The organism is Streptomyces sp. NPDC001868 (genome assembly GCF_040297125.1).
Lineage (GTDB): Bacteria > Actinomycetota > Actinomycetes > Streptomycetales > Streptomycetaceae > Streptomyces.
In genome coordinates this window covers 1-12,963 of the sequence record NZ_JBEOYO010000083.1, presented here as the reverse complement: position 1 = coordinate 12,963, position 12,963 = coordinate 1, and the positions used below count along the sequence as shown (strand labels likewise).

General features: G+C 72.2%; 10 protein-coding genes and 1 pseudogene. 5 read left to right on the top strand and 6 right to left on the bottom strand.

The genetic code is table 11. The annotated features are described in order from the left end of the window. Positions 1-31: 31 nt before the first annotated feature. Positions 32-730: a gamma-glutamyl-gamma-aminobutyrate hydrolase family protein gene (locus tag ABT147_RS44295; protein WP_351417590.1), complete on the top strand. Its 699-nt coding sequence runs from the start codon at positions 32-34 to the stop codon at positions 728-730. A 310-nt stretch (positions 731-1,040) separates the two neighbouring features. On the opposite strand, the gene ABT147_RS44290 is transcribed toward ABT147_RS44295, so the two are convergent. Further along, on the bottom strand, positions 1,041-1,967 hold the full coding sequence (locus ABT147_RS44290) for a LysR family transcriptional regulator (protein ID WP_351417587.1): 927 nt from the start codon (positions 1,965-1,967) through the stop codon (positions 1,041-1,043). A 70-nt stretch (positions 1,968-2,037) separates the two neighbouring features. Here ABT147_RS44290 and ABT147_RS44285 point away from each other — a divergent pair, with 70 nt between their 5' ends. After that, positions 2,038-3,225, top strand: coding sequence for a TDT family transporter (locus ABT147_RS44285; RefSeq protein WP_351417585.1), 1,188 nt, complete (start codon positions 2,038-2,040; stop codon positions 3,223-3,225). Here ABT147_RS44285 and ABT147_RS44280 read toward each other — a convergent pair. The 4 genes from ABT147_RS44280 to ABT147_RS44265 all read right to left on the bottom strand — a co-directional run bounded on the left by ABT147_RS44280 (position 3,152) and on the right by ABT147_RS44265 (position 8,868). Next, the gene (locus tag ABT147_RS44280; RefSeq protein ID WP_351417582.1) at positions 3,152-3,907 is read right to left on the bottom strand and encodes a helical backbone metal receptor; all 756 of its coding nucleotides are present in this window, start codon (positions 3,905-3,907) and stop codon (positions 3,152-3,154) included. The genes ABT147_RS44285 and ABT147_RS44280 overlap by 74 nt on opposite strands. Before the next feature lie 7 nt (positions 3,908-3,914). Next, complete coding sequence (locus tag ABT147_RS44275; RefSeq protein WP_351417580.1) at positions 3,915-4,496, bottom strand: helix-turn-helix domain-containing protein; 582 nt, start codon at positions 4,494-4,496, stop codon at positions 3,915-3,917. A gap of 633 nt (positions 4,497-5,129) precedes the next feature. Beyond that, the gene (locus ABT147_RS44270) at positions 5,130-7,748 is read right to left on the bottom strand and encodes an ABC transporter permease/substrate binding protein (protein WP_351417577.1); all 2,619 of its coding nucleotides are present in this window, start codon (positions 7,746-7,748) and stop codon (positions 5,130-5,132) included. Beyond that, entirely contained in the window at positions 7,741-8,868 is a 1,128-nt protein-coding gene (locus ABT147_RS44265) for a quaternary amine ABC transporter ATP-binding protein (RefSeq protein WP_351417575.1), read from the bottom strand. The genes ABT147_RS44270 and ABT147_RS44265 overlap by 8 nt, the downstream gene beginning before the upstream one ends. A gap of 629 nt (positions 8,869-9,497) precedes the next feature. Here ABT147_RS44265 and ABT147_RS44260 point away from each other — a divergent pair. The 3 genes and pseudogenes from ABT147_RS44260 to ABT147_RS44250 all read left to right on the top strand — a co-directional run. Further along, on the top strand, positions 9,498-10,427 hold the full coding sequence (locus ABT147_RS44260; RefSeq protein ID WP_351417615.1) for a 5'-3' exonuclease: 930 nt from the start codon (positions 9,498-9,500) through the stop codon (positions 10,425-10,427). Between the two features lie 174 nt (positions 10,428-10,601). After that, positions 10,602-11,447 (top strand): siderophore-interacting protein, encoded by an 846-nt coding sequence (locus ABT147_RS44255; RefSeq protein ID WP_351417572.1) that lies wholly within the window; start codon positions 10,602-10,604, stop codon positions 11,445-11,447. A 178-nt stretch (positions 11,448-11,625) separates the two neighbouring features. After that, a pseudogene (locus tag ABT147_RS44250) lies at positions 11,626-11,841 on the top strand (DUF3471 domain-containing protein); the annotation flags it as partial. An 86-nt stretch (positions 11,842-11,927) separates the two neighbouring features. On the opposite strand, the gene ABT147_RS44245 reads toward ABT147_RS44250, so the two are convergent. After that, a complete protein-coding gene (locus ABT147_RS44245; protein ID WP_351417570.1) occupies positions 11,928-12,728 on the bottom strand; it encodes an N-formylglutamate amidohydrolase in 801 nt (266 codons plus the stop codon). Between the last annotated feature and the right edge of the window lie 235 nt (positions 12,729-12,963).

Here is a 12,963-nt window from a genome sequence, read left to right as displayed (position 1 = left end):
GCTTGCCGCGTTTCCCGTGTGAGGAGCATGTGTGACCAGGCCGTTGATCGGTGTGAGTACGTATCTGGAGTCCGGCGCGCGCTGGGGCGTCTGGGAGCTGGAGGCGGCGCTGCTTCCGGTCGGCTATCCCCGGCTCGTGCAGATGGCGGGCGGTGTCGCCGCGATGCTGCCGCCGGACGACCCGGCGCACGCCGCCGGGGCGGTCGCCCGCCTCGACGGCCTGGTCATCGCGGGCGGCCCCGACGTGGACCCCGCCCACTACGGCGCCGAGCGCTCCCCGCGCTGCGGCCCGCCCGCGCCCGCGCGCGACGCGTGGGAGCTGGCCCTGATCCGGGCCGCGCTGGACACCGGTACGCCGCTGCTCGGCATCTGCCGGGGCATGCAACTCCTGAACGTCGCCCTCGGCGGCACGCTGATCCAGCACCTCGACGACCACGTGGTCGAGGTCGGCGTCTTCGGCCGCCACGCGGTGAAGCCCGTACCGGGCACCCGTTACGGCGATCTCGTCCCCGAGGAGACCGACGTCCCGACCTACCACCACCAGGCCGTCGACCGCCTGGGCACCGGCCTGCTGCCTTCGGCGTACGCCGCCGACGGCACGGTCGAGGCCATCGAGCTGCCCGATCCCGCGTGGGTCCTGGGCGTGCAGTGGCATCCCGAGATGGGCGAGGACGTCCGTGTGATGCGGGCCCTCACGACGGCGGCGTCCACATCCGGATGGGGCGCCTGAGAGCTCGATGGGGCGCCTGAGAGCTCGGGGGTGCGGGTTTCGTCGGCGGGCGCGGGTGAGTGGGGCTTCTCGCGCAGTTCCCCGCGCCCCTAAAAGATCAGGCCCCTGCGGGCCTGAAAGGCAACGGGGCTGCGGGCCTGAAAAGCAGGGGGCGCAGCCCCTGCTTTTCAGGGGCGCGGGGAACTGCGCGACCAGCCCCCACCGAACCCGCACTCACCCACCCACCCCGCGCGGAGCGCGAAGGGGGTCGAAGGGGCTGCGCCCCTGGGGATGGGACGGGTAGGGGCGGCGGGGGCGGAGAACGCCCCGCTCAGCCGGCCGCAGGCCCCCGCGTGAGCCCCAACAGATCCCGCGCAGGCCCCGCGGGCCGATGCCCCGTCGGCCACACCGCCCGCAGCGCCCGCCGCAACCGCACCCCGTCCACCGGAATCCGCACCAGCCGCCGCGCCGAGAGCTCCTCCCCAAGGGCCAGCTCACTCAGAACCGCCGGCCCCGCCCCACTCAGCGCCGAGGACTTCACCGCCGTAGTGGAGGACAGCTCGATGAGGGGCCGCGCCAGACTCCCGAGGGCGTCCTCCAGCACCTGCCGCGTACCGGACCCCTTCTCCCGGAGTATCAGCGGCGTGGAGGCCAGCTCGGCAGCCTCCAGGGGCCGACGACGCCGCGCCCAGGGATGGCTGGGGGCGGTCACGACGATCAGATGGTCGTGGGCGATCACGGCCGCGTCCAGCCCGGCCGGCACGGTGGGCCCCTCGACGAACCCCAGATCCGCCTCGTCCGCGAGCAACCGCTCCGCGACCACCGTCGAGTTGCCCGCGAGCAACGACACGGCGGTGTCGGGCCGCTCCGCGCGCAGCGCGATGAGCCAGCCGGGCAGCAGATACTCCGCGATGGTCATGCTGGCGGCGACCCGGAGCCGGGAGTCACGCCGGTCCCGCAGCGCCTGCGCGCCCACGTCGAACGCCTCGGCCGCCTCGACGATCCGCCGGGCCCAGTCCGTGACGAGCGCCCCCGCGTCGGTGAGCCGGGACCCGCGCGGGGACCGGTCGACCAGGGCGACGCCCAACTGCCGTTCCATCGACCGGATCCGGCTGCTCGCGGCGGGCTGGGTGATCCCCAGTTCCCGCGCCGCCCGCCCGAGCGAACCCAGCCGGGCCACGGCCAGCAGAAGTTCGAGCGCCCCGAGATCCGGCACCCGGTGGCCCAGTCCGCCCCGTCCCTCACTCGTCTCACTCATAACCCCAGCTTATGTCCCCATACAAGCGGACTCCCTGGTGGACCCCGCACGAGGCCGGGACGCTCGAACCATGGCCACCGCAGTACGTCCCGCCCCCGCAGCCCACCCCCCTCACCCGACCCGTCCGCCCACCACCCACCCCGAGCTCCCCCTCCCCGCCCTCCGCCACCTCGGCCCCCACTGGTACGCCCCGGTCATGGGCACCGCGATCGTGGCCACGGCCGGTGCCGGACTCCCCCTGGACGTGCCGGGCCTGCGGACGGTCTGCACGGCGGTCTGGGCGCTAGCGCTCCTCGCCCTGGTCGCCGTCCTCGGCGCCCGCGTCCTGCACTGGGCCCACCACCGCGACCAGGCGCGCGCCCACCTCCTCGACCCGGCCGTGGCCCCCTTCTACGGCTGTCTCTCCATGGCGCTGTCGGCCGTGGGCGGCGGTGCCCTGGTCGTCGGCCGGGACTGGCTCGGGGTGCGGGCGGCCGTCGCGCTGGACGTCGTGCTCTTCGGCGCCGGGGCGGCCGTGGGCCTGGTCGCCGCCGTCGTCGTGCCGTATCTCATGATCGTCCGGCACCGGATCGAGCCGGCCCAGGTCACCCCGGTGCTGCTGCTCCCCCTCGTCGCGCCCATGGTCTCCGCCGCGCTCGGCCCGCTGCTCGTGCCGTTTCTGCCGCCCGGGCAGGCCCGGCAGACACTGCTGCTCGGCTGTCTCGCGCTGTTCGGGCTGAGTCTGCTGGCCACGCTGCTCCTGCTGCCGCTGGTGTTCGGCCGACTGGTCACGGCGGGGCCGCTGCCGCTCGCCCTCACCCCGAGCCTGTTCCTGGTCCTGGGCCCGCTCGGGCAGTCGACCACCGCCGTCGGCAACCTCGCCGACGCTGCCCCCGGCGCCGTACCGGCCCCGTACCCGCAGGCCTTCACCGCGGTCGCTGTCCTCTACGGCGTCCCCGTCATGGGCTTCGCGCTGATCTGGCTCGCGCTCGCCGCGGCCTTGGTGGTGCGGGCCCGGCGGCGGGGCATGGGGTTCTCGATGGGGTGGTGGGCGTTCACGTTCCCGGTGGGCACCTGTGCGACCGGCGCGGAGGGCCTGGCCCGGCACACGGGGCTCCTCGCCTTCGACGTCCTCGCCGTCGCGCTGTACGCCCTGCTGCTGGCGGCCTGGGTCACGGCCGTCGCCCGCACCGCGCGCGGACTGCTCAGGGGCGAGCTGCTCGCAGCGCCGCGCCCAGCACCCGCGGAGCCTCGGCCAGCGACGGCCCGTACCAGGTGAGATGACGGCCGCTGAGCAGGGCGCACGGCAGGCCGGGGAACGCCTCGGGGCCGTCGTCGGCGGTGAAGCGGTACGGCTCGTCGGGCAGGACCACGACATCGGGGGCGGCGTCCCGCAGCTCCTCGACGGAGATCCGGGGGTAGCGCTCCGCGTGCCCGGCGTACAGGTTGTCCACGCCGAGGCGGGCGAGCACGTCGCCGGCGAAGGTGTCCCGGCCGACGACCATCCAGGGCCGGCGCCAGATGGGCACCACGGCGGTGGTCCGACGGCCGAGCGTCAGCGGCCCGGCCCCTTCCGCACCCGGCGGCCGGGACCAGGCCGACTCCGCCTCGTCCAGCCAGCGCGGCCGGGACCGGGCCCCGCAGGCGCGCAGCACCCGGTCCAGTTCGGTGAAGGCGCCCGGCACGTCCCGTACCTCGGTGACCAGGACCTCGACGCCCGCCTCCCGCAGGGCGGTGAGGTCGGGCTCGCGGTTCTCCTCCTCGTTGGCGATCACGAGGTCGGGCGCGAGGCGGGCGATCACATCGGTCTTGGGGTTCTTGGTCCCGCCGATCCGCACCACATCAAGATCACCCGGGTGGCCGCACCAGTCGGTGGCGCCCACCAGCACGCCGGGCAGCGAGACGGCCACGGCCTCCGTCAGCGAGGGGACGAGGGAGACGACGCGGGAGACGGTGCGCACGGCGGTGTCACGCGCCCTGACGGTGACGGTCCTCCAGGGCCTCGATGTGGTCCGCGACGGCCACCACGATCACCCTGGTCTCCGGTTCGGTGGCCCGCCAGCGGTGCCGTACGCCACCGGACATGTACAGCGTGTCGCCGCGGCCCAGGCGGTGGGCGCGGCCCTCGGCCTCGACCTCGACGGCGCCGTCGACGACGTACATCAGCTCGTCGTTGCGGTGCTGGACCTCGCGGCCCTCGTCGTGGTCGCCGGTGAACTCCATGGCGTGCAGCTGGTGGTGACCGCGCACCAGGGAGCGCGAGCAGGAGTCGGGGGGCGTGAAACCGTCCTCGTCGGCGGCGCGTACGACATCGACGCTGCACGCCGGGTCGGCCGCGGCCAGCAGTTCGACGGCGGTGGTGCCGAGGGCGTCGGCGATGCGTTCCAAGGAGGGCTTGCTGGGGCGGGCCCGTTCGTTCTCCACCTGGCTGAGGAAGGGGACGGACAGGCCGCTGCGCTCGGCCACGGCGGCGAGGGTGAGCTCCTGTGCCCGGCGCCGCCGCCGGACGGCCGCGCCCACCCGAAGGGGCTGTTCTTTGTGGTCGCCCATCGCTCCGGCTCCCTCCTTAGCTCGTCGGTCGGCTCACGGTCGCCCACGGGACGGGCTCGCGAACGCTCACTGGTCCGGTTACGGATGCCCACCCGTCCGGCACTCATCGGGCGCACTTCTCCTGAAGAGTTCTCTGCACCCTACGCATGTTCGGCAAACCGTTTCATGCGCCCGTCACATCCCTGTAAACCGGCAGGGGGTCCATGCTCACACTTCGCGCCAGCGGAGCCCCCGCCGCACCACCCCGGGCACCACTCTCCCGCACGGCACGAGGAGGCCGACCGGGAGCGCGGCAGACCCCTCGGGGACGGTGCCGAGGGACGACCGACGGATCGCGGCGAGAGGGCCACCACCAGGGCGGATGCGTGCGGTGACCCGGTCGGTACACCCTGTCACCGGATCGCGGGCCGGCCGTCCGCCCCACCCGGCCGACCGGTGAAATCCCTGCCCACCGGCCGGAGTTGGCGTTCCGCGCCGCGCGCTTCCCGGTCCCCCGTGGCCCGCGAGGGGTTGTCCGGATCTTTCCCGTACGCCAGTACGGGCCCGCCCCGCCTGTTCGGCCCGGCCGGACACGACGGAGCCCCGGCCGACGGCGGAACCGTAGGCCGGGGCTCGGACACGCGTCGCGTCGGACTACTGCTTCTTCACCGGAGCCATCTCGTCGACGATCCCGGGATGCGCGTCGATCCACTTCTCGACGCCCTCGTCCTCCTGGCCCCGCCCGGCCTTCTGGATGGCCTGCTCCAGGCTCATCAGCTCGTCCGGGGTCATGTGCCAGTTCTTCAGCCAGCCGTTCAGCTCGGAGTACTTCTCGGGGAAGCCCTTGGTGGCGAGCGTACGGATCTGGTTGTCGGCGCCCCAGGTCTTCTCGGGGTCGGCGAGCCGGGTGAGGTCGTACTTGTCGTACGCCCAGTGCGGCGACCAGAGCACGACGGCGATCGGCTCCTTCTTCGCGTAGGCCCGCTCCAGCTCGGCGAGCATCGAACTCGTCCCGGCCTTGGTGAGCTTGAAGTCGGACAGCCCGTAGGCCGGCATGACCGTGTTCTCCAGGCGGACCATCTGACCGGTGCCGGGCTCGATGCCGACGATCCGGCCCTTGAACTCGTCCTTGTGCGCCCGCAGATCGTCCATCGTGCGCACGCCCTCGACGTACGACGGCACGGCGATCTCCAGCGAGGTCTTGTCGTACCAGGCGCCGAGGTCGACGAGGTCGTTCCCGTACTTGTCCCAGTAAGACTTCTGCGCGACGGGCAGCCAGGCGTCGAACTCGACGTCGACCTGCCCGGTGGACAGGCCGGTGAACAGCGGGCCGATGTCGAGCTTGGTCTTCTTCGGGCGGTAGCCGCGCTTCTCCAGCACGTTCTCCCAGAGGTGGGTGACGGCGATGCCCTCGTCCCACGCCGGGTAGCCGATGACCGGTGCGGCACCCGCCTGCCGGCCCTCCGTGTAACGGGACTTGGCGACCGGAGCAAGCTGGTCGACGATCCCGGGGTTCTTCTTCAGCCAGGCCTTGACGCCCTCCTCCTGGCGCCCCTTGCCGGCGTCCTGGATGGCGCCTTCGAGGGAGGTGAGCTGGGTGTCGGTGAGCTTGAAGTCCTTGAGCCACCGGGCGACCTCGGGCTCGTCCTTCGCGAAGCCCTTCCGCCCGAGGGTGTGGATCCCGTCGCCCGCGCCGAAGGCACCCTCGGGGTCCTTCAGCTTGGTCAGCTCGTACTTGTCGTACGCCCAGTGCGGCGACCAGAGCGTGACCGCGATGGGCTCCTTCTTCTGGTACGCGCGGTCCAACTGGGCCAGCATCGCGGAGGTGTTGGACTTGACCAGTTCGTACTCGCCCTTGAGGCCGTATACGTCCTGGACCTTGTCCTCGTAGAGCTTGGTCTCGCCCGCGCCGGGCTCGATGCCGTAGATCTTGCCCTTGAACAGGTCGCCCTTGCCCTTGAGGTCGTCGAGGGACTTCACGCCCTTGACGTAGGAGGGGACGGCGATCTCCAGCGAGGTCTTGTCGTACCAGCTGCCGTAGTCCTCCAGCCGGTCCTTGTACTTGGCCCAGTACGAGGCGTGGGTGGCCGGCAGCCAGGAGTTGGTCTGGATGTCGACGCTGCCCTGCGCCTGGCCGTTGTAGAGGGCGCCGACCTCCAGGGACTTCGCCTCGGGGGTGAAGCCGCGCTGCTGGAGGATCTCCTTCCAGAGGTATGTGGACGCGACGCCCTCGGGCCAGTCGATGTAGCCCATGCTGACCGGGCGGCCCCGGCCGACGTTCTCGATGACCTCGGTGCCGTCGTCCGACTTGCCGAAGACGTTCAGACCGCCGGCGACCAGTGCGAGGACGAGTACACCGACCATCGCGACCGGGGTGGCCGGCTTCCAGCGCAGGAACTTGAGGCCGCCGAGGGCCGTGTTCGCCCGGGCGAGGGCGCGGCGGCCGAGCGGGGACACGCGCTGGTTGAGGGCGCTGGTCAAACGGTCGAGGTAGATCGCGAGGATGACCACCGCGATACCGCCCTCGAAGCCGAGGCCGACGTCGACGGAGCTGATGCCGTCGTACACCGTGGAGCCGAGGCCCCCGCCGCCGACCATGCCCGCGATGACGACCATCGAGAGGGCCAGCATGATGACCTGGTTGACGCCCGCCATGATCGTGGGCAGCGCCAGCGGCAGCTGGACCCGCCACAGGGTGCGGCGCGGGTGGGTGCCGAACGCCTCGGCGGCCTCGACGAGATCGGCGTCGACCTGTCGGATGCCGAGTTCGGTGAGGCGTACGGCGGGCGGCATCGCGAAGACGATGGTGGCGACCATGCCGGGCACCGGGCCGACGCCGAAGAAGAAGATGCCCGGGATCAGATAGACCATCGCGGGCATGGTCTGCATGAAGTCGAGCACGGGACGGATCGTGCCGCTGACCGCGCGGCTGCGGGCCGCCCAGATGCCGATCGGCACCGCGATCGCGAAGATGATCACGCAGGAGACGAGCACCAGGGACAGCGAGTTCATCGCGGGTTCCCACTGCTCGATCGAGTCGATCAGCGCCAGCCCGGCGAAGGCCAGCACACCGGGCAGCAGCCCGCGCAGCCAGAACGCCAGCACGGCGAGGATGCCGGCCAGGAGCAGCGGGTCGGGCGCGGTGAGCACCGCGTTCGCCGCGTCGTACATCGTCTCGACGACGACCTTGATCAGGTCGAAGGCCGGGCCGAGGTTCTCGCGCAGCCAGTCGACGCCGTGGGCGACCCAGTCGCCGAGGTGGATCCTAGGCACTGGCCTTCACCGCCCGTACGGCCTTCTCGCGCGGGGCGCCGCACGGCACGGGTGCGCCCTGCGGGTCGCCCTCGCCCAGCTGGTCGTGCTGGTCGCCGAGGAAGCCGATCAGCCGCCGCTGCGGGACGACACCCACGAGCGTGCCCTTCTTGTCGAGCACCGCGACCGGGTGGGAGAGCCGGGCGGCGATCGCGCAGAGTTCCGCGAAGGACGTGTCCGGCGTGGCCGTCTCGCAGCCGCAGTCGGCCTCGTCGCCGCGTACGGCGGTGTCCATGACGGCCCCGGTGGTGAGGACCCGGGCGCGGTCGACGTCCTGGGTGAAGGAGGCCACGTAGTCGTCGGCGGGGCGGATCAGGATGTCCTCGGCGGTGCCGGTCTGGACGATGCGGCCGTCGCGCATGACGGCGATGCGGTCGCCCAGGCGCATGGCCTCGTTGAGGTCGTGCGTGATGAAGACGATGGTCTTCTTCAGGGTCTGCTGGAGCTCCAGCAGCTGGTCCTGCATGTCACGGCGGATCAGCGGGTCGAGCGCGCTGAACGACTCGTCCATCAGCAGCAGATCGGCGTCGGTGGCGAGGGCGCGGGCGAGGCCCACGCGCTGCTGCATACCGCCGGACAACTCGTCGGGCCAGGACTTCTCCCAGCCGGCCAGACCGCACAGCTCCAGCGCCTCGGTGGCACGCCGCAGCCGCTCGGCGCGCGGTACGCCCTGGACCTCCAGGCCGTACGCGGCGTTCTCCAGGACGCTGCGGTGCGGGAACAGCGCGAAGTGCTGGAAGACCATGCTGATGCCCTTGGCGCGGACGGCGCGCAGCTCACGGTCGCCCATCGCGGTCAGGTCCCGGCCGCCGAAGCGGACGTGGCCTGCGGTGGGCTCCAGGAGCCCGTTGAGCATGCGCAGCAGCGTGGACTTCCCCGAGCCGGACAGGCCCATGACGACGAAGATCTGGCCCGGCTCCACCGTGAAGGAGGCGTCGATCACGGCGGCGGTGGTGCCCTCGGCGCGCAGTTCCTCGCGGTCGGCGCCGGCCCTCAGCCGGTCCACCGCCGCGTCGGGTCGTCTGCCGAAGACCTTGAACAGGCCCTCGGCTTCGAGTCTGGATGGCTCCCTGGCTGACACACGCACCTCTTGGATAGGAACAGGAACGGCCCGCCTCCCCCGCCCGCAGGCCGGCCGTGGAGCGCGGCGGGATCGGCCCGCCCGGCCGTGGTCCGAGAACCAGGGCCGGCGCTGCTCCGGGGCCGCGCCTGCCCGGGCCCCACCACCCGAAACGCGACAGTGGCCCGCTTCACAGGGCATTCACCGCAGGCCAGAGGTGTTCACGGGACGCGGCGGAGGAATCCGGCGGGACGCGGGCGGAGGCACTCACCGGACGTGGGCGGAGGGATGCGGCGGGCTCGGGCCGGGGGTGGGTCAGGGACGCGGGCCGGGGGTGGGTGAGGGACGCGGGCCGGGGGCCGGGAGTGCCGCCGCGCGGGCTCGCTGACGGCCACCGCCCAGGTTCACGGACGACCCACGCGGGGGCGCCGACAGCCGCCGTGCGCAGGTCGCCGTCAGCCGGGAGCGCACAGGGTCGCCGTAAGCCGGAGCGCGGTTCGCGGCGATCGGCGATCGGCGATCGGCGAACACGTTCACGGATCCCTCTCCCCCTCGCGGACCCACCGAAGGTCGCCGCTCACCGCCGGAGCGTCGCCGCCCACCGCCCTGGTGGTTGCGCGGGGCGCGGCGTGTCGGTGGTGTACGGCATGATGCGGGGCGTGACCCGACGCCTGATGCTTCTCGACACCGCCTCGCTGTACTTCCGCGCCTACTTCGGGGTGCCGGAATCCGTGAAGGCCCCGGACGGCACCCCGGTGAACGCCGTGCGCGGGCTGCTCGAATTCATCGACCGGCTGGTCAGGGACCACCGGCCGACGGACCTGGTGGCGTGCATGGACGCGGACTGGCGTCCGCAGTGGCGGGTCGACCTGATCCCCTCGTACAAGGCGCACCGCGTCGCCGAGGAGCGCGCGGCCGGGCCGGACGAGGAGGAGGTGCCGGACACCCTGTCGCCGCAGGTGCCGGTGATCGAGGAGGTGCTGGACGCCCTCGGCATCGCGCGCGTGGGTGTCGCCGGGTACGAGGCGGACGATGTGATCGGCACCTTCACGGCCCTCGCGAAGGACCCGGTCGACATCGTCACCGGCGACCGCGACCTGTACCAGCTGGTCGACGACGGGCGCGGGGTGCGGGTGCTGTATCCCCTGAAGGGCGTGGGCACGCTGCAGCTGACCGACGAGGCGTGGCTGCGCGAGAAGTACGGCGTGGTGGGGCGCGGGTACGCGGATCTGGCCCTGCTGCGCGGCGACCCGAGCGACGGTCTGCCGGGGGTGCCGGGCATCGGCGAGAAGACGGCGGCGAAGCTGCTCGACGAGTTCGGCGACCTGGCCGGGATCATGGCCGCGGTCGACGACCCGAAGGCGAAGCTCACGCCGTCGCAGCGCAAGAGGCTCGACGAGGCGCGGCCCTATGTCGCGGTGGCGCCCAAGGTGGTCCTGGTGGCCGCCGACGTACCCTTGCCTGACGTCGACACGGCTCTGCCGCGCGAACCGCGGGATCCGGCGGCGCTGGAGGCGCTCGCGGCGCGCTGGGGGCTCGGCGGATCGCTGCAACGGCTGGTCACGACGCTGCGGGCATGAGGTGGACGCCCCGGACGCGGGGCGTGCGCCGGAGGGTGGGGTGACACTGCGGTGGTGAGGGCTCTGAGGCGCGATTCACATCGTGAAGTCCTCGCACATGCCACAAGCGTGGGGTGTTAACAAGGGGGAGATGATAACTTAGGTGAGCCTTAGCTAGGTGATTGGGAGGCCGTCATGGCAGAGCGTCCGGAACGCAGGACCCCGAAGCCCCACTCCGCGCGAGTCGTCCGCACCGAGCGGCTCACCCCGCACATGCAGCGCGTCGTACTCGGTGGCGACGGCCTCGCCGAGTTCTCCCCGCGCGGCAGCACCGATCACTATGTGAAGCTCCTGTTCGGCCCCGAGGGTGTCACCTACCCGGAGCCCTTCGACATCGAGCGGATCCGCGCGGAGTTCCCCCGGAACCAGTGGCCCGTGACCCGGACGTACACCGTGCGCGCCTGGGACCCTGAACTGCGCGAGCTGACCATCGACTTCGTGCTCCACGGCGACGAGGGCCTCGCCGGCCCCTGGGCCACCCGCGTCCAGCCGGGCGAGCTCGTGCGCTTCCTGGGGCCGGGCGGTGCGTACGCGCCCAATCCGGAGGCCGACTGGCATCTCCTCGTCGGCGACGAGAGCGCCCTGCCGGCGATCGGCGCCTCCCTGGAGGCCCTCCCCGACGGCGCCCGCGTCCACGCGATCGTCGAGGTCGCGGGGCCCGAGGAGGAGCAGAAGATCAACTCCGATGTGGAGGTCGTCTGGCTGCACCGCGGCGACCGTCCCGTCGGCGCCGCCCTGGTCGAGGCCGTGCGCGCGCTTGAGTTCCCCGAGGGCCGGATGCACGCCTTCGTCCACGGCGAGGCGGGCTTCGTGAAGGAGCTGCGCCGTCTGCTGCGCGTCGAACTCGCCGTCCCCCGCGAGGACTTGTCGGTCTCCGGCTATTGGCGCCTGGGCCACGACGAGGACGGCTGGCAGGCCGCGAAGCCGGCGTGGAACGCACGCGTCGAGGCGGAGCAGGAGGGCACGCCCACCACGGCGTGACCCACCCGGGCCCGGCGCGTACCCGGCGCCCGCACCCCACACCGTCCCACTCCCACGGCGGCCGACCGCCGGGCCCCGTCCCCCGCAGGACAAAGCCCGGCTCACCCGTTTGAATGAACACATGGGTGCTCGGCGGACGAGGACACGCCGCAGAAGCGGGCCCCGACTTCATGCACACGGCACCTACGCCAACCCGTACTACGGCCCCCTCACGGTCACCGCGGCCGACGGCGAACTGACCATGCGCCTCGGCCCGAGGCCCACGACCTTCCGCCTGACCCACTACACCGGCGACACGTTCTCCTTCCAGACGACCGGCGAGAACGCGAGCGGCCTGTCCGGGGTGACCTTCGAGGGCGACGAGAACGGGCTCGGCACGTTCAGACGGTCATGAGCACGTTCAGACGGTCGTGAGCACCTTCAGACGGTCGTGAGCACCTTCAGACGGTCGTGAGCACCTTCAGACGGTCGTGAGCACCTTCAGACGGTCGTGAGTACGTCCACCAGCCGGGCCAGCGCGTCCGCGAGCGCCCCCACCCCAGGCCCCGCCACCCCACCCGGCTCCGCCATATACACATCCCGACGGATCTCGATCATCAGAGCGGTCACCCTCGCGTCACGCCCGTAGTACCTCAGCGGGACGTACGCGCCCCCGAACGGACTGTTCACACCGGTGCCGCCGAACCCGGCGAACGCGTCCTGCGCGGTGGCCAGCAGGTCGGCCGGGGTGTGGAAGGGGTCGCTGCCGAGGCAGACGGGCGGCCGGGGGCCGTCGCCGTGCAGCTCGTAGGGCAGCGGCTCGCTCGGGTACGAGTGGACGTCGACGACCACGGCCCGGCCCACGGCCGCCAGCCGGTCGGTCACGGCGTCGGTCATGGCGGCGGCGTAGGGGTGGAAGTAGCGGTAGACGAGGGGCCGTCCGTCGTAATCGGCCCCGCGAAGGACCTCCCGGTGCGTGGTCCTCGTGTAGACGGCGCCCATGCCCACGGCCAGCATCTCCTCCCGCTCGTCCGGGAACCGCTCGGGGTCGACGACGAGCCGTGACAGCCGGTTCACGAACCTCCAGGGGCGCGTTGCCGACCGCTCGGCGGCCCCCTCGGCGATCCGGTCCGTGTACGCGTCGGTGATGTAATCCAACTCCCGCTCCAGCGCGGCGTCGTCGAGCACGATCCCGTCCCGTACGGCCGCCGGGATCACCCGGGAACCGTGGGGCACGTGCAGGATCACGGGCGAGTCGGGCGCACCCGGCAGGAGCCGGTAGGAGGGCGACGCGTCGTTCATCCGGGGATCCTCGCACAGGGCGTTCGGCGCGCCCGAGGGTGCGGCCGTGGGTGACGCCCGTAGGCGAGGTCTTGGCGAGGGCGAGGGCGGCCGACACACCCACCCCTCAGCCCCCCTCAGCCCCCCCTCAGACCCCTCAGCTTGTTCTTTTTCTTCTGACCTCGAACGGCGTCCCGAACACAGTCACTCACCTGGGCATTCGCCGGACATGAGGGCGGCCTTCGTCTGATCCTGT